Below are 21,484 nucleotides of genomic sequence, written 5' to 3' on the forward strand. Positions count from 1 at the left end.
GCTCCCCTACGACTGCGGCGCAGCCTGCACCTGTTTCACAAAACGATCGGTGACGTAGGCACTGTAGTCGCTGTCGACCTGTGGAATTTTGCCCTGCTGTTTCAGGAACTCGGCAGTATCACGGATCGCCTTGTCCACCGGCTGCCCCAACTGGGTGATTTGCTCCGCCACCGGCAAGTAGGTATTGCCTTTCACCAGCACCGGTATCTGTTCTTCCGGCACGCCGCTCAGACGGGACAGCGTGCTGAGATTGCCCTTGTCCTTCAGCCATTGTTCCGGTTGCGCCAGATAGGCTTTTTGCGCGTTCAGCGCGCTGGCAGCAAAGGCGGTCACCACTTCAGGATGTTTGTCGGCAAAGTCCTTGCGCACCACCCAAACGTCGAGCGTCGGCGCGCCCCATTGCCCGACCTGGGCGGAATCGGTCAGCACTTTACCCTGCTTGGCCAATTCATTGACCACCGGCGCCCAGACGTAGGCGCCATCGATGTCGCCGCGCTGCCAGGCGGCGGCAATCGCCGGTGGTTGCAGATTGAGAATTTTGACCTGCTCAGGCTTGATGCCCCAATGCTTCAGAGAAGCCAGCAGGCTGTAGTGGGTGGTTGAGATAAAGGGGACGGCGATGCGTTTGCCGATCAAATCCTGCGGGCTTTTGATCTCTTTTTTCACCACCAGGGCTTCGGAACTGCCGAGCTGGGAGGCGATCAGAAACACTTCGATTGGCAGTTTTTGGCTGGCGGCCACCGCCAGTGGGCTGGAGCCAATATTACCGATCTGCACGTCGCCGGAGGCCAACGCACGCAGCACGCTGGATCCGCTGTCGAATTTACGCCAGTCGACGGTGGCACCGGATTGTTTGGCGAAGCTGTTTTCCGCCTGCGCCACCTTGGCGGGTTCCGCCGACGTCTGGTAGGCCACGGTCACGTCTACCGCATAGGCATTAGCCGCGCTAAGTGATAACACCAGCAGTGCAGCGCCGCGTAATGAAAACAGTTTGCTCGCCATGATCGCTCCGTTGATAAAAGTCTGTTCAGTTGCTGACAGTTTTATCTGAGCGGTGGCGAGCTATAAAAGAATAAAAAAAACTGCGTTATTACTTATGGGAATATAAATTAGTTCAGGTCGACCCATTGCCCACCGGCAGTACTGCTACGTTGGGCAGCATCGATAAATGCCATGCCCTGTACCCCGGTATCAATCCCCGGTAACAGGGATGCCGCCTGCGGCCCATCCCGCAATCGTGCCGCCGCCTCGCGGTAAATCTGACCAAATCCTTCCAGATAGCCTTCAGGATGCCCTGCCGGTACCCGTGCCAGTGAACGGTTCTCCACATACTGGAATGAAGAGGCGCGTGTTATGCAATAGGCTGGCGCATCCCGGGGCCGCATCCACAGCTGATTAGGTTGCTCCTGACAAAATTCCAGGCTGCCGTCGCTACCATAAATCCTCAACCGCAGGCCGTTCTCATGGCCGCAAGCCACCTGACTGGCCCACAGTCTGCCTCTGGCACCGTTGGCGTAGCGCATTTGCACCCGCACATCATCGTCTATCTGACGCCCAGGAATAAACGCAGTGAGTTCGGCGCTGATCGCCTGCGGCAACAGGCCGCTGACAAAGTGCGCCAACTGCCAGGCATGGGTACCCACATCACCAATACAGCCGGCCCCGGCCTTTTCTGGCTGGGAACGCCAGCCAGCCTGCTTGTTGTCGGTCAGTTCCAGCGGCTGCGCCAGCCATTCTTGCAAATACTCCACCTCGATAAAGCGGATCGCCCCCAATTCACCGGCTAATACCCGACTACGCGCCTCGCGCACCAACGGATAGGCACTGTAGTTATGGGTCAATATCAGCTGCTTTCCGCTACGCTGCACCGTGTCGGCCAACTGCAACGCCTCGGCATAGCTGTTGCACAGAGGCTTGTCGCAGATGACGTCGATGCCGGCGTTAAGAAACGCGGTCGCCACCGGCGCATGCAGATAATTGGGGGTGACGATAGCCACCACATCGATGCCGTTTTCGCGCGCCGCCTCTGCCTGCGCCATCTGGTTAAAATCGTGATAGCAGCGCTGTGGGTCGAGGTGTAGCCGTTCGCCGGTGCGGCGACAGTTTTCCCAATCAGCAGAGAAAGCCCCGGCTACCAGCTCAAACTCATCGTCCATCCGCGCCGCCAGACGATGCACTGCGCCGATAAAGGCCCCTTCGCCCCCGCCGACCATCCCCAAGCGTAATCTCATGGTTGCTCCCCCATACCCAACATCTGTCTGACCTGTTTGCGTTCACCGCCGACGGCGGCAAAATCATCAAACGCCCTCTCAGCGACCGGAATAATATGGCGGGCGATAAACTCAGCCCCTTCCCGCGCACCGGCCTCCGGCGATTTCAGACAGCACTCCCACTCCAGCGTGGCCCAGCCGGGAAAATCGTACTGCGCCAGCTTGCTGAAAATTGCCGGGAAGTCGATCTGCCCATCGCCGAGTGAACGAAAGCGTCCGGGTCTTTCCAGCCACGGCTGATAACCGCCGTACACGCCGCTGCGAGCACTGGGCCGATATTCAGCATCCTTGACGTGAAACGCCCGGATGCGCGGATGATAAACATCAATAAAGCCAAGATAGTCCATCTGCTGCAAATGCAGATGGCTAGGGTCATACAGGATATGGCAACGCGGGTGATTGCCAACCTGCCGCAGAAAGCGCTCAAAGGTCACACCGTCATGCAGATCCTCCCCTGGGTGCAGTTCATAGCAAAGGTCGACACCGACGTCGTCAAAAGCATCGAGGATCGGCCGCCAACGCTGTGCCAGTTGCCCGAAGGCTTCCTCCAGCAACAGCGCATTGTGCGGTGGCCAGGGGTAAAAATAGGGCCAGGCCAGCGCGCCGGAAAAAGTCACGTGTGCGGCTAATCCCAACCGCTGCGATGCCTGTGCTGCCATCAGCAATTGCTCCGTTGCCCATGCCTGCCGGGCCTGAGGATTGCCGCGCACCTGGACCGGAGCAAAGCCGTCAAAAGCCGGATCGTAAGCCGGATGCACCGCCACCAGTTGCCCCTGCAAATGGGTGGATAACTCGGAGATCGTCAGGCCGTGCCCCGCCAGCAACGCGCGCACCTCGTCACAATACTCCTGGCTGTGGGCCGCCCGCTTGAGATCAAAAATAGCGGGGGACGTGGTCGGGATCTGCAGGCTTTTAAACCCCAGCCCGGCGGCCCAACCGGCCAACCCGTCCAGCGAATCAAACGGCGCCTGCGGGCCGATAAACTGGGCCAGAAACAGCCCCGGCCCCTGAATGGTTTTCATGCTGATGACCTCCCTAACATTACTGTTTGCCGGCTGCGCACCGCTTCGTCCGCCGCCAGTACCACCCGCAGGCTGTTCAGGGCATCCTGCCAATGCTGGCCGAGATCCAACCCGTCCTGGATCGCCTGAAGAAAATAGCGCTGCTCGCTCAGGCACAGCGCCAAATGGCCCGGTTCGTCCTGACAGTCAATCCAGCGGTCCGATTGGAGAAACTGATTAGTGCTATCCAACGCCGCGCTGTGGATACGCAACGAGTCGGTACGGGTGTGGCCGTCGACGTTATCTGAATCCGCATCCGCCTGCCGCGCGACGATCGAGACTGAGCCACGCGGTCCAATCACGTCTTTGACGAAGTAGGCGGTTTCACTGATCATCGGCCCCCAGCCGGCTTCGTACCAGCCAACGGAGCCATCGGCAAAACGCACCTGTAACTGGCCATAGTTGTACATTTCCGGCGGCAACTCCTCACTCAGTCGTGCACCGATGGCGCTGACGCTGACCGGCTCCGACTGGGTCATCTGGCACATCACGTCGAGGTAATGCACGCCACAGTCGACAATCGGCGACAGCGACTGCATCAAACTGCGGTGCACATCCCACATCGCACCGTGACTCTGTTGATTGAGGTTCATGCGCATCACCAGCGGTTTGCCCAAATCACGGGCCAATTCGACAAATTGCTGCCATGACGGGTGGTGACGCAGAATATAGCCGACCACCAGTTGCCGTCTGGTGGCCCGCGCGGCGGCAATCACTCGCTCCGCACCGGCCTGGGTAGTGGCGAGCGGTTTTTCAATGAACAGATGGCAACCGGCAGCCAGCGCCGCCAACGCGTAGGCCTCATGAGTATCTGGCCAGGTGGTCAGGCAAACCGCATCCGGACGCGTCACCGCCAGCGCCTGGGCGAAATCACTGAACACCGGGTAGCCGCCCCCCAACCGGGTATTGAGCCGATGTCGGGAATCACCGCGCGCCACCAATCCACAAATCTCGATGCCGTCCATACCCTGATAGGCTTCAGCATGTGAAGCCCCCATATTGCCGCAGCCCACCACCAGCACGCGCAAGTCAGTCATCGCGTTTCTCCCCCTGCGGGATTTCCCGGTAATTGAAGGTGAAGAAGAACAGTGCCGCGATCACCAGCGCACCGATGGCCGGATACCACCAGAAACTCTGCCACTGTGGCAGCGCTGCCGCCCCTTCTGCCGTCACCAAACGATTAAACAGTGCACCGCTGATTTGTGAACCGATCAACATGCCCAGACCATAGGTGAACAACACCAGCAGACTCTGGGCCTGGCCCTTGACCTTGTCACCGGCCACCTTGTCGGTGTAGATAAAACCGATCACGAAAAAGAAGTCGTAGCACATGCCGTGCAGAATGATGCCGAGGTAAATCATCCAGCGCAGTTCTTCGGTAATCCCCAGCGCAAACATCACGTAGCGCAGGAACCACGCCAACATGCCAATCAGCAGCATCACCTTGATGCCCAGCCGTACAAACAGAAACGGGATCAGCAGCATAAAGAACAGTTCGGACATCTGCCCCAACGACATCACCCCACCGACATTGCTGAAACCGGTCGCCGCAATGAAAGGCGCGGCATAGGCATAGTAGGCCGCCAGCGGGATGGAGATCAGCGTCGCGCAGATGATAAATACCAGGAAGTGTCGCTGCTTCAGCATGGCGAAAGCATCGGCACACAGCAGGTCACGCATTTTTATCGGTTTGCCGCGTTCCGGCGCCGGGGTGTGTGGCAGGGTGAAGCTGTAAATGGCCAACACCAACGAGGCCACCGCCGCCAGTGTGAAAATAGCGGTACTGTCTGACAGCCCGCTGGCACCGACGATCAGCCCGGCGACAATCCAGCCAAAGGTGCCGAACGCCCGCACCACAGGGAAGGCTTTTTCGCTGTTGCTCAGGCTGTAAAACGCCACGTTGTTGCTGAGGGCAATAGTCGGCATATAACACAACATATAACCGAAAATGATCCACAACAGGCCGCTCTGTCCACTGCTGAAGAAGCCGGGCATCAGCCACAACAACCCGGCACCGATCAGATGCAGCACCCCCAGCACCTTCTGCGAGGCGAAGAAGCGATCGACCAGCATGCCCAGCACGAACGGTGACAGAATCGAAGCGATCGGCCCGGTCGAGTAAGCATCGCCGATGATCGCCGCCAGGCCGAACTTACCCATCACTACGCCGAGCGTGACGTACCACGCCCCCCAAACAAAGAACTGCAGAAACATCATCAGTGCCAACCGCGGCACCACCCATTTGAATGTGACGCTTTTGGTCCCCAGGACCGCGCTGTCAGTTTGCATAATTCCCCCATTGGTCTTGTTGTGGTGTTGTCTAACCGCTTTCCGGCAGGAAGGACGGCATAACCACACCGCCGGGTTGTAGCGCACGGCCTTTCACCTGCGCCAAATGCAATTCACAAATCCGCCCGCCCCACTGCAACAGCACCTGGCTGAGGGCAGAACGTTGCGCCGGTACCAGCACCACCGGCGTGGTACCGCGATGGTGGCGATCCAGCATCCAACTGATCAACTCCAGGGCAATCTCTTCGCTGTGGCTGCAGCCCGGCCCCAACAGGCGGGAAGCCGGATGCGCCACCGAAGCCAGATAACCGCCAATGCTGCCGTCAAGTTCCCACACGGCAGTCCGCCATAGCCCGCTGGCGTCGTTGAGGAAGTAGTCAATATCGCGCCGACGTTCGATGCCCAACAGCGTTCGTTCCAACTGCAGGATGCCGGGCAGATCCTCTGGCTGGGCGGAGCGCACTCTGCCACGCGTCAGACTGGGGAAGGAAAATCCCTCTACCGGCACCGGGATCGTCATATCCTGGTAAATCGCATAGGGCGTAAAACCGGCGCGGTGGTACAGGGCGTAGGAATCCAGGTTCATCGCGCTGGAAAGCAACCTTACAGGCCGCTCTCCCGCCAGCTCATCGGCCTTGCCCAACAGTTGCGCGGCGATACCACGGCCAAAGTAGTCGGGATGTACATTCATGATGCCCAGCCCGAGATGAGTTTCACGCGGGTGAAAGAAGCAGGAACCGCACAGCACGCCCTGTTCATCGTGCGCAACCCAGTGTTGGCCGGGATCCAGATGGTGATAGACGTCAACAAACAGCCCGCAGCTGGTCGGCTCTGCGGAAAAGATGGCGCCCATGCCGTGGCGTTGATACCAGGCATTGGTCGACAGATGAATCAGTTGTGCGACCGTCTGGCGATCACCGTTTTCCGCTACTCTCAGTTGCACCTGCATCCGCCACCTCTTTTCAGATTATGGGTTCAGCGAAATAACGCGAAATCGCAAAATGTAATCGATTTCATTTCCACCATGAGCAAAATGTAATCGATTTCTTTTTTTCGGCAACCTGATTAATCTGTTGAAAGGGGCTGATAAGATGAATTTGTAACCCACATCACAATCCTGAGGCCAGGCGCAGACTTTTTGCCGCGCTTGGGCATATTGTGCGGGGCAATTGGGCAGAAGGAACAGCAAACCATGTCGATCGAAAAGGTGGCGAAACTCGCCGGCGTCTCTGCCGCGACGGTCTCACGGGTATTGAACGGCCAGCAAATCGTCAAACCGGCCACTCGCGACAAGGTACTGGCGGCGATCCGCGCATGCGACTACCAACCCAACCTGCTGGCGCGTCAGCTACGCACTTCGCGTAGCCGTATGCTGCTGGTACTGGTTTCCAGTATCACCAATCCTTTTTGTTCCCTGGTAGTACGCGGTATCGAAGAAGAAGCCGAACGCCACGGCTACCACATTTTGCTGTGCAACTCCGAATCCAATCCAACCCGGGAGTCAGCCTATCTCAGCCTGCTGAGCGGTAAAGTGGTCGACGGCGTGATTACCATGGACGCCGTCAGTTGCCTGCCTGGCCTGACCGCAATGATTGGCGATTTCCCCTGGGTACAATGCGGCGAAGGCGATCCCGAGTTCCGCGCTTCTTCAGTCACCATCGACAACCATCAGGCGGCGATGGCCGGCGTGCGTTATTTAGCTGCACAGGGCCGACGACGTATTGCCTTGATCAACAGCGACATGCGCTATCTCTACTCGCAGCAGCGAGAGCAAGGTTATCGACAGGCGCTGGCCGAAGCCGGGTTCGACTATTGTCAGGTGGAATACGTCGAGGGACTGGAATATGCCGCCGGTGCGTTGGCCATGGGCCGCCTGCTGGATACCGGGCCGCGGCCGGATGCGGTATTCGCCATTTCCGACGTGATCGCCGGTGGGGCGATGAGCACCCTGCACCAACAGGGATTGCGCATTCCCGAAGATGTCGCGGTAATGGGCTTTGACGGCGTGCCATTCGGTGCCGTCACCACGCCACCGCTGACCACCGTCGAACAACCGATGCACCAGTTCGGCGTGCGCAGCGTGCAGTTGCTGCTGGAAAAAATCAAAAATCCGCAACAACCGCCGCGTAATGAAGTGCTTGAGTGGCGGCTGGTAGAGCGTGGCTCAGCCTGATTACAGGCTCAATTCCCCACGCAAAAACGTACCCGCATAGCCACCAATCAAGGTGCGATCGCCCTTCAGCTCACAGAACAACTCACCGCCACGTGCCGAAATCTGCCACGCGTGCAGTTGATGGCGACCGAGACGTGCGGTCCAGTAAGGCATCAGCGTGCAGTGTGCCGAGCCGGTCACCGGGTCTTCGCCGCCGTCGAGAGTGAAATAGCGCGAGACAAAATCGACCTTTTCACCCGGAGCACTGACGATCACCGCACGGCCGACCAGGGCAATCAATGCCGGGATATCCGGCTGTAACGCCCGCACCTGCGCTTCGCTTTCCAGCACCACTAACAGCGCATTGGCCTGCCACACTTCCTGCGGTTCAGCTCCCAGCAGCGCCGTTAACCCTGTGGGCTCCGCAACCTTCTGCGGCGGCCGGGATGGGAAGTCCAGAACCAGCCGTTCGCCATCTTCGGCGTCGCGTTTAACGTACAAATCGCCGCTCGCCGAACGGAAACGAATATCCTGCAGCGCCGGGTTCACCACGCTGAACATCACGTGCGCCGCCGCCAGCGTGCCATGGCCACACAGATCGACCTCGCGATGAGGCGTGAACCAGCGGATAGCCGACATATCCCCATCGTCCCAGACAAAGCTGGTTTCCGGCAGGCTCAGCTCATTGGCGATGGCCTGCATCTCGGCGGTCGACAGTGACTGTTTCAGCAGGCAGACACCGGCCGGGTTGCCACGAAATCCTTCGCCGGTGAAAGCCACAATGTGGAAGTAATTTTCTGCCATCGTATTTCCTTAATGCCAGATCAGTAACACACAGGCCGCCGTAAGCAGCCCCATAGAAACGTTAAAGATGATCCAGGCCTTTTTGCTGCGCAGCAGGCGGCCAATCACCGTGCCAAATCCCAGCCAAATCACGCCGGCAACCATGTTCACCACGAAAATACCCAGCGAGATCGCCAGAACCGAGGTGTTGTACTTATCGCCTGCCAGGCTAAAGCTTGCCACCGCCCCCAGCGCCATCAGCCAGGCCTTGGGGTTAAGGAATTGCAGCAGCCAGCCCTGATACAGCCGTATCGGCTTGGGCGGTGCCACGTCGGTTTCCAGCTTTTCATAGGCGGCGGTGGCCACTTTCCACGCCAGCCACAGCAGGTACAGGCTGCCGAGAATTTTCAGCACCAGATGCAGAGCCGGATAAACCAGAATCAGGCTGCCGACGCCGAAGGCCACCAGCAGCAAAATGCTTTGCATGCCGAGCATGATACCTATCATCAGCAGCAGTGAACGCATAAAGCCAAAGTTGGCGCCGGAAGTGGTCAATAACATATTGTTGGGGCCGGGGGTGATCGCGGCAACCCACAGAAAACCTAACATCGAAAGAAATAAACTCGCTTCCATCAGGCGGGTGCTCCTCACCCAGGGGGATTTTTGCAGTATTATTGTTAACTCAGGGTAGTGAAGCTAACAGCGCACTAATCATCCCACAATAGTTGCCAAAAAGATTTTTACTCAAGCTATGCATGAATCCTTTCGCCCGTTGACCGGGGCCAGTAATCCCCATCTGCAGACACTGCTGCCACGGCTGGTGCGCCGCCATGTACAGCTGAAACCTCATTGGCAACGGCTGGAATTGCCCGACGGCGACTTTGTCGATCTCGCCTGGAGCGAAGACCCGACTCAGGCTACCGACAAGCCACGTGTAGTGCTGTTCCACGGCCTGGAAGGCAACTTCTACAGCCCCTATGCCCATGGCCAACTCAGCGCCTGGCGCGAAAAAGGCTGGCTCGGGGTAGTGATGCATTTTCGCGGCTGTAGCGGCGTGCCGAACCGTAAGCAACGCATCTATCATTCCGGCGAAACGGAGGATGCGCGATTTTTCCTGCAGTGGCTGCGAACCACCTACGGGGAAGCGCCAACCGCCGCCGTGGGTGTCTCGCTCGGCGGCAACATGCTGGCCTGCTACCTGGCGCAACAGGGCGCCGACAGCCTGCTGCAGGCGGCGGTGGTGGTCTCTGCGCCACTGATGCTGGAACCCTGCTCATGGCGGATGGATCAGGGCTTCTCGCGGGTTTATCAGCACTATCTGCTCGGGCAATTGAAACAAAACGCCACCCGCAAACTGCTGCACTATCCTGACACCCTGCCGCTGAAACTGCCGCAACTCAAGGCGTTGCGCCGGATCCGCGACTTTGACGATGCCATTACCTCGCGTATCCACGGTTTCAGCGACGCTACCGATTATTACCGCCGCTGCAGTGCCCTGCCGCTGTTGCCGTCGATCCAAACGCCGTTGTTGATCATCCATGCCAAGGACGATCCTTTTATGACCGACGAAGTGATCCCCGAGGTCGCCACGCTGCCGCCCAACATTGAGTATCAGCTGACCGAGTTTGGCGGCCACGTCGGCTTTGTCGGCGGTACATTGAAAAAACCCCATATGTGGCTGGAATACCGTATTCCATCCTGGCTTGCCCCTTATCTGGAAACAACCAAGTGATTATCCCCTGGAAAGAACTGGAAGCTGAGACCCTGAACGGCCTGATCGAGTCCTTTGTGCTGCGTGAAGGGACCGACTACGGCGAGCACGAGCGCTCGCTGGAACAGAAGGTGGAAGATGTACGCCGCCAGTTGAAAAGTGTCGAGGTGCTGTTGGTGTGGTCAGAACTGCATGAGACCATCAACATCATGCCTCGAGGACAGTTCCGCGCCGGACAAGAAGAAATTTAGTGCCGATCGGTTCTATGACTGACGGAAAAAATCAGGTAACAATGAGGGATTGCAAACCAACGCGCGGAATTTTGCCCTTGGCGAAAGGGCGTCAAACACACCAATATAGCCTATAGCTTTCAAGCTGCAGCTAGGCGCCCAACTCGCTCATCCCCGGGCGCTTACTCGAGTAAGTAACCGGGGTGAGCGAGTGCAGGTAACAACGCTGCAGCTTGAAAGATGACGGGTATAATTTTATCTGACGCCTGCGCATTTAACACGGAGTGACCCACCACCATGTCCGCCAAACATCCCGTTATCGCAGTGACCGGCTCCAGCGGCGCCGGCACCACCACCACCAGCGTGGCGTTCCGTAAAATCTTTCAGCAGTTGAACATCCGTGCCGCTGAATTGGAAGGCGACAGTTTCCACCGCTATACCCGACCGGAAATGGACGCGGCAATCCGCAAAGCGCGCGATCTCGGCCGTCATATCAGCTATTTCGGCCCTGAGGCCAACGACTTCGGCCTGCTGCAACAAAGCTTTAGCGAGTACGGCACCAACGGTACCGGCCGCTCTCGCAAATATCTGCATACCTACGATGAAGCGGTGCCCTATAACCAGGTCCCCGGCACCTTTACGCCGTGGGAAGCCTTACCGGCACCGACCGACGTGCTGTTCTATGAAGGGTTGCACGGCGGCGTGGTGACCGAACACAACGACGTGGCCAAACATGTCGATTTATTGGTCGGCGTGGTGCCTATCGTCAACCTGGAGTGGATCCAGAAGTTGATCCGCGATACCGGTGAACGCGGCCACTCCCGTGAAGCGGTGATGGACTCGGTGGTCCGTTCGATGGAAGACTACATCAACTACATCACGCCGCAGTTCTCCCGCACCCACATCAACTTCCAACGGGTGCCGACGGTAGATACCTCCAACCCGTTTGCCGCCAAGGCGATCCCCTCGCTGGACGAGAGCTTTGTGGTGATCCACTTCCGCGGTCTGGACCAGATCGATTTCCCTTACTTGCTGGCCATGCTGCAGGGATCTTTTATCTCGCATATCAATACGCTGGTGGTGCCGGGTGGCAAAATGGGGCTGGCGATGGAGCTGATTATGGCGCCGCTGGTGCAGCAACTGCTGGAAGGCAAAAAAATCGAGTAACTTATCAGAGCGCGGCGACAGGCCGCGCCCCCTCTATCCGTCAGGACACTGTGCGGATTTCAAAACTGTGGGTCACGCTGGCTGCCTGACTCAACATCAGCGAGACCGAGCAGTACTTCTCGGCGGAAAGATTCACCGCCCGCTCAACAATCTTGTCACTTAAATCTTTACCGGTGACGATAAAATGCAGGTTGATATGGGTAAACAAGCGTGGCGCTTCTTCACGCCGTTCGGAGGTCAATTTCACCTCGCAGTCGCGCACATCGTTGCGTCCTTTTTGCAGGATCGACACCACATCGATCGCGCTGCAGCCTCCCACCGACATCAGCACCATTTCCATCGGGCTGGGGGCTTTATCACCGGCGTTACCGTCCATCAGCACCTGATGGCCAGACGCGGATTCACCCAGAAACGTCAGCCCTTCCACCCACTTAACTCTTGCCTGCATACTGGTCACTCCGGTTAATTTCTTAAAATCAGACTACGCTTTCGCATAGAAACTGGCAACGGAACCTGATGCTAATCATGCTGAAGCGAGACAACACAAGACACCCGCCTCACTCTGTGCTACAAACAGAGCCGCAATAAATCTTTCCGGGACACTGATTTCAGGGAAACTCCCAGGGAAAGGCTCCTTTACCGGTATGTTAACAGAATGTAGCTTGCAGCTCTCCCGGCAAGTTAATATGCTAGGGCGACAGCGTATATTTATGACACGCCTCAAAACCTGCTGCCAGCCACCATTAAAAAAACGGCGACAGCACGTTTTACAGGGAACTCTGACCCCTGTGACACAAGGCAGCGATAACAACAGAGGATAACAGCGAATGGTTCTCGGCAAACCGCAAACAGACCCTACTCTCGAATGGTTCCTGTCTCATTGCCATATCCACAAATATCCATCCAAAAGTACGCTGATTCACCAAGGTGAAAAGGCCGAAACGCTTTACTACATCGTCAAAGGCTCCGTAGCGGTGCTGATTAAGGATGAAGAAGGTAAAGAGATGATCCTGTCCTACCTTAACCAGGGGGATTTCATCGGCGAGCTTGGATTATTTGAAGAAGGTCAGGAGCGTAGCGCCTGGGTTAGGGCGAAAACCGCCTGTGAAGTGGCTGAAATTTCCTATAAGAAATTCCGCCAGTTGATTCAGGTTAACCCGGACATCCTGATGCGCCTGTCAGCGCAGATGGCAAACCGTCTGCAGATCACCTCTGAGAAAGTGGGTAACCTTGCTTTCCTGGACGTGACGGGCCGCATCGCGCAAACCCTGCTGAACCTGGCGAAACAACCTGATGCCATGACCCACCCGGATGGCATGCAGATTAAAATTACCCGCCAGGAAATTGGCCAGATCGTCGGTTGTTCACGTGAAACCGTTGGTCGTATTCTGAAAATGCTGGAAGATCAAAATCTGATCTCCGCCCACGGCAAAACTATTGTCGTTTACGGCACGCGTTAATTACTGAAAAAACGGCGCGATGATTCGCGCCGTTTTTTTATGCCCTGAATCATCATGTGGCGCCGACTGATTTACCACCCGGAAGTCAATTACGCACTGCGGCAAACGCTGGTGCTTTGCCTGCCGGTACTGCTGGGCCTGCTGATTGGCCAACTGCAATACGGCCTGCTATTTTCCCTGGTCCCCGCCTGCTGTAACATCGCCGGGTTGGACACGCCCCACAAACGCTTCTTCAAACGCCTGATCGTCGGCGGTTCCCTGTTTGCCTTCAGTAGCCTGTTGCTGCAGCAAGCCCTGCTTTGGCAGTTGCCGCTGCCGTTACTGATGCTCGGCCTGGCCCTGTTGCTCGGCGTCAGCGGTGAAATCAGCCCGTTACACGCCCGCCTGCTGCCTGCCGCACTGGTGGCCGCCATCTTCTCTCTCAGCATGGTCGGTAGAGTCCCGCTGTGGCACGCACCGCTGTTATACGTGGTCGGTACCGCCTGGTACGGCCTGTTCACCTGGTTCTGGTTCAAGCTGTGGAAAGAGCAGCCAATGCGCGAGTCGCTCAATCAGCTCTATCTGGAGCTGGCGGACTACTTCGAAGCCAAATACTCGCTACTGACCCAGCATACCGATCCGCAGACTGCGCTACCGCCATTGTTGGTACGCCAGCAAAAAGTCATGGACTTGATCACCCTGCTGTATCAGCAGCTTAATTTTTTGCCGCACGCCAGTAACCTTGAGCAAAAGCGCCTGCAACGCACCTTTCAGGTCGCGCTGGATTTGCAGGAACACATCACCGTCAGCCTGCATCTGCCGGAAGAGGTACAAAAACTGGTGGAGCAGAGCCAGGCCGAAGCGATTATCCGCCGCAATGCGCAGGTGATTGCCGGCCGACTACGCACGGTGGCCCACGATATTCTCTACCACCAGCATTCGCAGCGATTCAAAATGGACCATGAGCTGGCGGCACTGGAAAAAGTCGCTGCGCAGCACCCGGACAACCCGGTGGGCCAGTTCTGCTACTACCACTTCAGTCGCATCGCACGTCTGCTGCGCACCCAGCACCCGCTCTACCGCCGCGATCTGATGGCCAACCAAAACCGCCTGCCGTTTTGGCCCGCGCTGGTCAGCTATCTGTCGTTCAAGTCCAACGCCCTGCGCAATGCGGCACGGCTGGGTGTCACGCTGGCGGCGGGCAGCAGTCTGGGTCTGTTTTTCAATCTGCCGAAGCCTTACTGGATCCTGCTGACCATCATGCTGGTGAGCCAGAACGGCTACAACGCCACCCGGGTGCGCATCCAGCACCGTGCGCTCGGTACCCTGGTCGGATTGGTGCTCGCCGCCGGTCTGCTGCAATTACAGCTACCCGAGGCCGAGACCCTAAGCGTGATGCTGGTGATCACGCTGCTGGCCTATCTGGTATCGCGTAAAAACTATGGGCTGGCGGTGATTGGCTTTACGGTGACGGCGGTCTACACCCTGCAATTGCTGGCGCTAAACGGCACCAATTTCCTGGTGCCACGGCTGATCGACACCCTGATTGGCTGCGTGCTGGTATTCGGCAGCACCATCTGGCTGTGGCCACAGTGGCAAAGCGGGCTGCTGCGCAAGAACGCCCACCAGGCGCTGGAGAACGATCAGCAGGCGCTGCGTTTGCTGCTGGAAGAACAGGAACCCGACCCCAGCGCACTGGCCTATGCCCGCATGCAGGTTAATCAGGCGCACAATGCGTTATTCACCTCGCTGAATCAGGCAATGCAGGAGCCGGGGTTTGAATCGAACTATCTGGCAGATATGCGCCTGTGGGTGACGCACAGCCAGTTTATTGTCGAACATCTGAACGCGATGACCATCCTGGCGCGCGAGCACTATATGCTGACGCCAAAGCTGGCGGAGGAGTATCTGCAATCTTGTGAGATCGCGCTGCAAAGCTGTCAGCAGCGGCTGGAATACGATGGGCCGAGCAGTGGCAACGGCATTATGCAGCCGCCGGATTTGCACCCGGATATGCCGGTGACCGAAATGGAACGCCACCTGCGGCGTATTCTGTCGCACCTGAGCGTCATGCATACCATCTCGTCATTGGCCTGGAGCCAACGCCCGCATCATGGCATCTGGCTGAAGCGCAAACTGCGCGATCAATAAGGGCGCCCTGTGGCGCCCCGGTTATCAGTGCAACAAATTAAGCGTTAATCACGTCCTGCACTGCCAGCTCAAACAGCGCCATACCTTCGTCGATATCCTGGATTTCCACCACCAGCGAAGGTGCAAAGCGGATCACATTTGGCCCGGCATTAAGGATCATCAGCCCACGAGCAGCCGCCGCCGTCAGGAAATCGCGCGCCTTGCCATGATACGGCGCCGTCAGTTCGGCACCAATCAACAGGCCCATGCCGCGAATATCGCTGAAAATACCGTACTTCTCGCCAATTTTCTTTAACGCCTGCACGTACAGCCCGTGACGTAACTCAATGCCGCTCAGCACTTCCGGCGTATTGATCACGTCCAGTGCCGCTTCCGCCACCGCGCAGGCCAGCGGATTACCGCCGTAGGTGGTGCCATGGGTGCCCACCTGCATCGCCGAGGCAATCTCTTCGGTGGTCAGCATGGCGCTAACCGGGAAACCGCCACCGAGCGCTTTGGCGGTAGTCAGGATGTCCGGCGTCACACCATAGTGCATGTAGGCGAACAGCTTGCCGCTGCGGCCCATGCCGCTTTGCACTTCGTCAAACACCAACAGCGCCTGGTGTTTATCGCACAGTTCACGCACGCCCTTGAGGAATTCGGCATTGAGCGGAGTAATGCCCCCTTCCCCCTGGATCGGCTCCATCACCACCGCACAGGTATGGTCGTCCATCACCGCCTTCACCGCCGCCAGATCGTTGAACGGCACGTGTACGATATCGGCCGGCTTGGGCCCAAAACCATCAGAATACTTGGCCTGCCCGCCCACCGAGACGGTAAACAGCGTGCGGCCGTGGAAAGCGTTATAAAAAGCGATGATTTTGGTTTTGTACGGGCTGTGACGGGTAATCGCGTAATGGCGTGCCAGTTTGAAGGCCGCTTCATTGGCTTCCGCACCGGAGTTGGCGAAAAACACCCGGTCGGCAAAGGTGGCGTTGATCAACTTGGTGGCCAGACGCAGCGCCGGTTCGTTGGTGAAAACATTGCTGGTATGCCACAGGGTTTCGCCCTGCTGTTTCAATGCCTCAACCAGGGCCGGGTGGCAATGCCCCAACGCCGTCACCGCAATGCCGCCAGAGAAATCGATGTACTCTTTCCCCTGTTGGTCCCACACGCGGCTGCCTTTGCCCCTGACCGGGACAAACTGGGCAGGTGCATAAACAGGCAAGATAACCTGATCAAAGGTGCTGCGGTTGACTTCGAGTTTTTCGGTCATTATGGGGTCCACCCTGAATGTGATTCAGTCTTTTTGTTGCGATTGAGTGAAAATATAATCACAAAATATGCATAAAAAACCAATAAAGGGCAAACGCAAATCGTCTTCGCGGTTAAAAAAAACCTAACCAACTAACTTTTAAGGAAATTATCCAACAGCTGATGCCCCTGCTCACTGAGGATGCTCTCCGGATGGAACTGCACCCCTTCCAGCGCCAGTTGACGGTGGCGGATGCCCATAATCTCATCGCGTACGCCGTCGCGCTCGCTCCAGGCGGTCACTTCAAAACAGTCCGGCAAGGTAGCGGCTTCAAGCACCAGCGAGTGGTAGCGGGTGACGATCAGCGGATTGTTCAATCCGTGAAAAACACCGCTGTCGAGATGGCGGATCGCCGAGGTCTTGCCGTGCATCACCTCACGGGCGCGCACGACGTTGGCGCCAAAGGCCTGTCCCAGTGCCTGGTGCCCCAGGCAAACGCCGAGGATCGGCAGCTTGCCGGCAAAATGCCGAATAGCCGCCAGCGAGATACCGGCTTCATTTGGGGTGCAGGGGCCCGGCGAGATCACCAGACGCTGCGGTGCCAGCCTTTCTATATCGGCCAGTTGCAGTTCGTCGTTACGCTTCACCAACACTTCGGCGCCTAATTGGCAGAAGTACTGGTAAAGGTTATAGGTAAATGAATCGTAGTTATCGATCAACAGCAGCATAGGGGTTCCAACGGACAGCATTGTAAGGGGCTAGCCCCGATTGACACCGGCGCATTATACAACGCCCCTACAATACTGCCGCCAGCGATAATTTCAGCTTACTTTTTACGGCCACCCATAATCGAGCCCAACACACCGCGCAAGATCTGGCGGCCAAGGTCACGCGCCATGCTCTTGGCCGCGGTCTGGACGATGCCGTCATGCTTGCCACCACGTGGGCCGGTAGAACCGAACAGGATATCGTTCAGGCCGCCCATCAAACCACCGCCTGCCGGCTGCTGTGCCTGCGGTTGCGATGTCGGCTGACCCGGTTGCGGCGTGCCGACGGTAGCAAAACCTGCCGATGACAACTTCTCATAAGCGGATTCGCGATCAACCATATCTTCGTAACGACCGTACAAGGGCGATTTATTGATCGCACTGTTCAGCCCTTCCGCCCCCAGCATGCCCATTTTGGATTCCGGCGCGATCACCATCGCCCGTTCCACCACGTTAGGTCGCCCTTTCTCATCCAGGAACGACACCAGCGCCTCACCCACGCCCAGTTCGGTGATCGCCGTTTCTGCGTCGAAGGCCGGGTTGGCACGCATGGTTTGCGCCGCGGCTTTCACCGCTTTCTGATCGCGAGGAGTAAAGGCACGCAGCGCATGCTGTACACGGTTACCTAATTGGCCCAGCACGCTGTCCGGGATATCCAGCGGGTTCTGGGTCACAAAGTAGATGCCGACGCCTTTGGAACGGATCAGACGCACTACCTGCTCGATTTTGGTCAGCAGTGCCGCCGGCGCGTCGTTGAACAGCAGGTGTGCCTCATCGAAGAAGAACACCAGCTTCGGCTGTTCCGGGTCACCCACCTCCGGCAGGTGTTCAAACAGCTCAGCCAGCAACCACAGCAGGAACACCGAATACAGCTTCGGCTGGTTAATCAGCTTGTCCGCCGCCAGCAGGTTAATGATGCCGTGGCCGTTGGCGTCGGTTTTCATCAGATCATTGATGTCGAGCATCGGCTCGCCGAAGAACTGGTTGGCACCCTGCTCTTCCAGCGTCAGCAGCCCACGCTGGATAGCGCCCACCGAAGCCGAAGAAATATTGCCGTATTGGGTCTGGAACTGTTTGGCGTTGTCACCCACGTACTGCACCATGGCGCGCAGATCTTTCATATCCAACAGCAGCAACGCGTTATCGTCGGCAATTTTGAACACCAACTGCAGCACGCCACTTTGTACCTCGTTCAGATCCAGCAAGCGGCCCAGCAGCAGCGGCCCCAGGTCAGACACGGTGGCGCGGATCGGGTGGCCCTTCTCGCCGTAGATGTCCCACGGAATAAGGGTACATGCCTGTGGCTGCCAGTCAGTGACGCCAATGGCCGTCAGGCGCGCCTGCAGTTTTTCGGAGGGCACGGCTTCGGTGCCTATCCCCGACAGGTCGCCCTTCACGTCGGACAAAAATACCGGAATGCCGATACGCGAGAATTGCTCAGCCATTTTTTGCAGCGTCACGGTTTTACCGGTCCCGGTCGCGCCGGTGATCAGACCATGGCGGTTGGCCAACGCGGGCAAGATCACCAGATCCTGTTCCGGTTTCCCGTCTTTCATCGCTTTGGCAATAATCCGTGCTTCACTCATTTTCTTTTCCTTGGACGCTGACGTGGCGCGAAAAGCGCCAGTTGATGTCAATAAAGCTATAAGCGTGGCGTAACCCCGTCAAGGACAAACAAAAAGGGCGTCATCAAGACGCCCGCAAAAGCCAATACTTTCAGAATCGCCCTAACCACGCAGCCCCAGCTCTTCTTTCAGCGCTTTCAGGTAGCGACGGCTGACCGGTACCGGTTCGCCGACCGGCATGATCATTTCCGCCGCGCCACCGTCATCAAAGCGGATCTCGCGCACCAGCTCCAGGTTAACCAAGTATTGTCGATGACAACGCACCAGCGGCGTTCGCATTTCCAGCGTGCGCAGCGTCAGCTCAGTAAAGCACTCCATGCCGTCATTGCGGACCACGAACACCCCACTCAGCCGTGAACGGATAGCCACCACCTCATCAAAGCGCAGCAAATAGATGCGGCTGTGGCCGGTGCAGGGAATGTATTTCAGGTAGCCGGCGCTTTCGTCCAGCGCGGCGATATTTTGCGGCTCGCGTTGCTGCTGCAGGCGCTGCAGCGTTTTGCTCAGTCGTTTCGGTTCCGCCGGTTTCAGCAGGTAGTCAAACGCATGCTCTTCAAAGGCCTGCACCGCGTATTCATCATAAGCGGTCAGAAACACAATATGCGGCATACGGTTGGGATCGAGCATGCCGACCATCTCCAGCCCGGTGATGCGCGGCATCTGGATATCCAAAAACACCACGTCCGGCTGCAAACGATGGATGCCGCTGATAGCCTCTATCGCATTGGCGCATTCGCCGACAATAGAGATGCCTTCTTCAGCTTCCAGCAAATGCCGCAGGTTATCGCGTGCGGAAGGTTCGTCATCAACAATCAGTACGTTTAACATCAGGCGGCCCTCGCCAAGGGGACATTGATCGTAATGCGGGTGAATGTTTGCGGCTCGCAGGCCACCTGTACCCCATAGGCGTCGCCGTAACGCACGCGGATCCGCTTATCCACCAGATTCATCCCCAGCCCACTGTTGTTCGGCTGGGATTGGAATAATCCGGCATTGTCGGTGACCTGCAGCAACAAACAGCCGCCTTCAAGCCGCGCGCCAATATCAATCCGCCCCACGCCCAGCAACTGCGAAGTGCCATGCTTGATGGCATTCTCAACAATCGGCTGCAGTGAAAATGCCGGTAACCGAACCGCCAACAACTCTTGCGGTAACGCAACGACCACCTCCAGCCGATCGGCAAAACGCGCCAGTTCAATTTGCAGGTAGGCATTCACGTGTTCGAGCTCGTCCGCCAGGCTGACTTCATCACCGGAACGCTTGAGGTTCTTACGGAAAAAGGTCGAAAGATTTTGCACCAACTCACAGGCCCGGTCGCCGTCACGTCGGATCACCGCCACCAGCGTATTCAGGGCATTAAACAGGAAGTGGGGATTGACCTGCGCATGCAGTAATTTGATTTCTGATTGCGCCAACAGCTGTTTGTGGCGCTCGTACTGGCCGGCCATAATCTGTGCGGATAACAGGCTGGCGATACCTTCACCCAGCGTACGGTTGATGGTGCTGAACAAGCGACTCTTCGGCTCATACAACTTGATGGTGCCGATCACTCGCTGATTCTCACCGCGCAGCGGGATCACCAGCGTCGAGCCCAGTTTGCAACTGGAGTTAATCGAGCAGCAGTAGGAATGCTCATTGCCGTCGGCGTAGACCACTTCGTTGTTGTCGATCGCGCGGTGCGAGTGCTTTGATGAGATCGGCGTGCCCGGCAGGTGGTGGTCGTCACCGATGCCGATAAACGCCAGCAGTTTATCGCGGTCGGTTATCGCTACGGCGCCAATACCCAGTTCCTGATAAATCACTCGCGCCACCCTCATGCTGTTTTCCTGATCGAACCCCTGTCGCAGGATCCCCTCGGTGCGCTCGGCAATTTTCAGCGCCTTGGCGGAAAACGCGCCGGTGTACTTTTCGAACATCGCTCGCCGATCCAGCAGGATTTGCATGAACATTGCGGCCCCCACCGTATTGGCGATCAACATCGGCAAAGCGATATGCTCCACCAGCCGCAGTGCCTCGTCGAATGGGCGCGCAATCGCCAGGATAATCACCATTTGCAGCACTTCGGTCACCAGCGCGACCCCGGCGACAAACAGGGGATTAAACAGCAAGTCGATACGCCGGTGACGCATGGCAATGCTATGCACCAGCCCGCCCACCAGCCCTTCTGCTACGGTTGATACCGCACAGGCGATATCGGTCATGCCCCCCAGGGTATAACGGTGCAGACCACCGGTCAGTCCCACTAAAAGGCCCACCGAAGGCCCGCCCAGCAGGCCGCCTAACACCGCACCGATGGCGCGGGTGTTGGCAATCGAGCCTTCGACATGCAGACCGAAATAAGTGCCCATGATGCAGAACACCGAGAAAATGACGTAGCACAGCAGCTTGTGCGGCAGGCGGATGGTCACCTGCGTCAGCGGAATGAATAGCGGGGTTTTGCTCAGTAAATAAGCAATGACAAGGTAAACGCACATCTGCTGCAACAGCAGCAGCACCTGGCTAAATTCGAACATGGCAGCAGCTCATCCCTTAAGAAAACAGATGCAAAACGCCGGGTTTCCGGTCTGATTATAAGCTGGCGATTAAAGCATGTGACGGGGGAAAA

Annotated in this window: 20 protein-coding genes; 6 read left to right on the forward strand and 14 right to left on the reverse strand. The window is 57.4% G+C overall.

Annotated features, from left to right (window positions below; genetic code table 11):
- Positions 1-6 precede the first annotated feature (6 nt).
- The 6 genes from tauA to NHG65_RS24065 all read right to left on the reverse strand — a co-directional run bounded on the left by tauA (position 7) and on the right by NHG65_RS24065 (position 6,569).
- A complete protein-coding gene (gene tauA / locus NHG65_RS24040) occupies positions 7-1,002 on the reverse strand; it encodes a taurine ABC transporter substrate-binding protein (RefSeq protein WP_112349091.1) in 996 nt (331 codons plus the stop codon).
- 107 nt (positions 1,003-1,109) lie between these two features.
- Positions 1,110-2,231 (reverse strand): Gfo/Idh/MocA family protein, encoded by a 1,122-nt coding sequence (locus NHG65_RS24045; RefSeq protein ID WP_499182746.1) that lies wholly within the window; start codon positions 2,229-2,231, stop codon positions 1,110-1,112.
- Positions 2,228-3,292, reverse strand: a complete 1,065-nt coding sequence (locus tag NHG65_RS24050; RefSeq protein ID WP_099063544.1) for a sugar phosphate isomerase/epimerase family protein — start codon at positions 3,290-3,292, stop codon at positions 2,228-2,230. Before NHG65_RS24050 ends, NHG65_RS24045 begins: the two co-directional genes overlap by 4 nt.
- Positions 3,289-4,368, reverse strand: a complete 1,080-nt coding sequence (locus NHG65_RS24055) for a Gfo/Idh/MocA family protein (protein ID WP_499182747.1) — start codon at positions 4,366-4,368, stop codon at positions 3,289-3,291. Before NHG65_RS24055 ends, NHG65_RS24050 begins: the two co-directional genes overlap by 4 nt.
- Entirely contained in the window at positions 4,361-5,620 is a 1,260-nt protein-coding gene (locus NHG65_RS24060) for an MFS transporter (protein WP_261418141.1), read from the reverse strand. Before NHG65_RS24060 ends, NHG65_RS24055 begins: the two co-directional genes overlap by 8 nt.
- Positions 5,621-5,651: 31 nt before the next feature.
- The gene (locus tag NHG65_RS24065; RefSeq protein ID WP_499182748.1) at positions 5,652-6,569 is read right to left on the reverse strand and encodes a GNAT family N-acetyltransferase; all 918 of its coding nucleotides are present in this window, start codon (positions 6,567-6,569) and stop codon (positions 5,652-5,654) included.
- Positions 6,570-6,812: 243 nt separating this feature from the next.
- On the opposite strand from NHG65_RS24065, the gene NHG65_RS24070 reads away from it, so the two are divergent.
- Positions 6,813-7,793, forward strand: a complete 981-nt coding sequence (locus NHG65_RS24070; RefSeq protein WP_499182749.1) for a LacI family DNA-binding transcriptional regulator — start codon at positions 6,813-6,815, stop codon at positions 7,791-7,793.
- Here the strand turns inward: NHG65_RS24070 and NHG65_RS24075 are convergent, their stop codons facing one another.
- The gene (locus NHG65_RS24075) at positions 7,794-8,576 is read right to left on the reverse strand and encodes a PhzF family phenazine biosynthesis protein (protein ID WP_499182750.1); all 783 of its coding nucleotides are present in this window, start codon (positions 8,574-8,576) and stop codon (positions 7,794-7,796) included.
- A 9-nt stretch (positions 8,577-8,585) separates the two neighbouring features.
- Positions 8,586-9,188, reverse strand: a complete 603-nt coding sequence (locus NHG65_RS24080) for a LysE family translocator (RefSeq protein WP_499182751.1) — start codon at positions 9,186-9,188, stop codon at positions 8,586-8,588.
- Between the two features lie 118 nt (positions 9,189-9,306).
- Between NHG65_RS24080 and NHG65_RS24085 the strand changes: the two genes are divergently transcribed.
- From NHG65_RS24085 to NHG65_RS24095, 3 genes are all read left to right on the forward strand, one after another.
- On the forward strand, positions 9,307-10,287 hold the full coding sequence (locus tag NHG65_RS24085) for a hydrolase (RefSeq protein WP_499182752.1): 981 nt from the start codon (positions 9,307-9,309) through the stop codon (positions 10,285-10,287).
- Complete coding sequence (locus tag NHG65_RS24090; RefSeq protein WP_499182753.1) at positions 10,284-10,517, forward strand: YheU family protein; 234 nt, start codon at positions 10,284-10,286, stop codon at positions 10,515-10,517. Before NHG65_RS24085 ends, NHG65_RS24090 begins: the two co-directional genes overlap by 4 nt.
- 276 nt (positions 10,518-10,793) lie before the next feature.
- Complete coding sequence (locus NHG65_RS24095; RefSeq protein WP_012147256.1) at positions 10,794-11,663, forward strand: phosphoribulokinase; 870 nt, start codon at positions 10,794-10,796, stop codon at positions 11,661-11,663.
- A gap of 40 nt (positions 11,664-11,703) precedes the next feature.
- Here the strand turns inward: NHG65_RS24095 and NHG65_RS24100 are convergent, their stop codons facing one another.
- On the reverse strand, positions 11,704-12,111 hold the full coding sequence (locus tag NHG65_RS24100; protein WP_112349102.1) for an OsmC family protein: 408 nt from the start codon (positions 12,109-12,111) through the stop codon (positions 11,704-11,706).
- Positions 12,112-12,490: 379 nt separating this feature from the next.
- Here NHG65_RS24100 and crp point away from each other — a divergent pair, with 379 nt between their 5' ends.
- Together crp and NHG65_RS24110 are read left to right on the forward strand one after the other, a co-directional pair.
- A complete protein-coding gene (crp, locus tag NHG65_RS24105; RefSeq protein ID WP_004718520.1) occupies positions 12,491-13,123 on the forward strand; it encodes a cAMP-activated global transcriptional regulator CRP in 633 nt (210 codons plus the stop codon).
- Between the two features lie 54 nt (positions 13,124-13,177).
- Positions 13,178-15,253 carry a YccS/YhfK family putative transporter gene (locus NHG65_RS24110; RefSeq protein WP_099063535.1) on the forward strand — a complete coding sequence of 692 codons (2,076 nt, stop codon included), beginning with the start codon at positions 13,178-13,180 and terminating at the stop codon, positions 15,251-15,253.
- A 37-nt stretch (positions 15,254-15,290) separates the two neighbouring features.
- On the opposite strand, the gene argD is transcribed toward NHG65_RS24110, so the two are convergent.
- The 5 genes from argD to NHG65_RS24135 form a co-directional block, all read right to left on the reverse strand.
- Positions 15,291-16,508: a bifunctional acetylornithine/succinyldiaminopimelate transaminase gene (argD, locus tag NHG65_RS24115; protein WP_499182754.1), complete on the reverse strand. Its 1,218-nt coding sequence runs from the start codon at positions 16,506-16,508 to the stop codon at positions 15,291-15,293.
- 131 nt (positions 16,509-16,639) lie between these two features.
- Positions 16,640-17,215 carry an aminodeoxychorismate synthase component II gene (locus tag NHG65_RS24120; protein WP_499182755.1) on the reverse strand — a complete coding sequence of 192 codons (576 nt, stop codon included), beginning with the start codon at positions 17,213-17,215 and terminating at the stop codon, positions 16,640-16,642.
- 98 nt (positions 17,216-17,313) lie between these two features.
- Positions 17,314-18,840, reverse strand: a complete 1,527-nt coding sequence (locus tag NHG65_RS24125) for a helicase HerA-like domain-containing protein (RefSeq protein ID WP_099063532.1) — start codon at positions 18,838-18,840, stop codon at positions 17,314-17,316.
- Between the two features lie 141 nt (positions 18,841-18,981).
- Positions 18,982-19,707, reverse strand: a complete 726-nt coding sequence (gene btsR / locus NHG65_RS24130) for a two-component system response regulator BtsR (RefSeq protein ID WP_099063529.1) — start codon at positions 19,705-19,707, stop codon at positions 18,982-18,984.
- Positions 19,707-21,392 (reverse strand): sensor histidine kinase, encoded by a 1,686-nt coding sequence (locus NHG65_RS24135; RefSeq protein WP_207979666.1) that lies wholly within the window; start codon positions 21,390-21,392, stop codon positions 19,707-19,709. The genes btsR and NHG65_RS24135 overlap by 1 nt, the downstream gene beginning before the upstream one ends.
- Between the last annotated feature and the right edge of the window lie 92 nt (positions 21,393-21,484).

It is taken from the genome of Serratia myotis, assembly GCF_027474885.1.
GTDB lineage: Bacteria > Pseudomonadota > Gammaproteobacteria > Enterobacterales > Enterobacteriaceae > Serratia > Serratia proteamaculans.

Excerpts from the sequence above, each read along its gene's own strand:
- tauA (WP_112349091.1), bottom strand. The coding sequence starts at position 1,002 with ATGGCGAGCAAACTGTTTTCATTACGCGGCGCTGCACTGCTGGTGTTA.
- NHG65_RS24045 (WP_499182746.1), bottom strand. The coding sequence starts at position 2,231 with ATGAGATTACGCTTGGGGATGGTCGGCGGGGGCGAAGGGGCCTTTATC.
- NHG65_RS24050 (WP_099063544.1), bottom strand. The coding sequence starts at position 3,292 with ATGAAAACCATTCAGGGGCCGGGGCTGTTTCTGGCCCAGTTTATCGGC.
- NHG65_RS24055 (WP_499182747.1), bottom strand. The coding sequence starts at position 4,368 with ATGACTGACTTGCGCGTGCTGGTGGTGGGCTGCGGCAATATGGGGGCT.
- NHG65_RS24060 (WP_261418141.1), bottom strand. The coding sequence starts at position 5,620 with ATGCAAACTGACAGCGCGGTCCTGGGGACCAAAAGCGTCACATTCAAA.
- NHG65_RS24065 (WP_499182748.1), bottom strand. The coding sequence starts at position 6,569 with ATGCAGGTGCAACTGAGAGTAGCGGAAAACGGTGATCGCCAGACGGTC.
- NHG65_RS24070 (WP_499182749.1), top strand. The coding sequence starts at position 6,813 with ATGTCGATCGAAAAGGTGGCGAAACTCGCCGGCGTCTCTGCCGCGACG.
- NHG65_RS24075 (WP_499182750.1), bottom strand. The coding sequence starts at position 8,576 with ATGGCAGAAAATTACTTCCACATTGTGGCTTTCACCGGCGAAGGATTT.
- NHG65_RS24080 (WP_499182751.1), bottom strand. The coding sequence starts at position 9,188 with ATGGAAGCGAGTTTATTTCTTTCGATGTTAGGTTTTCTGTGGGTTGCC.
- NHG65_RS24085 (WP_499182752.1), top strand. The coding sequence starts at position 9,307 with ATGCATGAATCCTTTCGCCCGTTGACCGGGGCCAGTAATCCCCATCTG.
- NHG65_RS24095 (WP_012147256.1), top strand. The coding sequence starts at position 10,794 with ATGTCCGCCAAACATCCCGTTATCGCAGTGACCGGCTCCAGCGGCGCC.
- NHG65_RS24100 (WP_112349102.1), bottom strand. The coding sequence starts at position 12,111 with ATGCAGGCAAGAGTTAAGTGGGTGGAAGGGCTGACGTTTCTGGGTGAA.
- crp (WP_004718520.1), top strand. The coding sequence starts at position 12,491 with ATGGTTCTCGGCAAACCGCAAACAGACCCTACTCTCGAATGGTTCCTG.
- NHG65_RS24110 (WP_099063535.1), top strand. The coding sequence starts at position 13,178 with ATGTGGCGCCGACTGATTTACCACCCGGAAGTCAATTACGCACTGCGG.
- argD (WP_499182754.1), bottom strand. The coding sequence starts at position 16,508 with ATGACCGAAAAACTCGAAGTCAACCGCAGCACCTTTGATCAGGTTATC.
- NHG65_RS24120 (WP_499182755.1), bottom strand. The coding sequence starts at position 17,215 with ATGCTGCTGTTGATCGATAACTACGATTCATTTACCTATAACCTTTAC.
- NHG65_RS24125 (WP_099063532.1), bottom strand. The coding sequence starts at position 18,840 with ATGAGTGAAGCACGGATTATTGCCAAAGCGATGAAAGACGGGAAACCG.
- btsR (WP_099063529.1), bottom strand. The coding sequence starts at position 19,707 with ATGTTAAACGTACTGATTGTTGATGACGAACCTTCCGCACGCGATAAC.
- NHG65_RS24135 (WP_207979666.1), bottom strand. The coding sequence starts at position 21,392 with ATGTTCGAATTTAGCCAGGTGCTGCTGCTGTTGCAGCAGATGTGCGTT.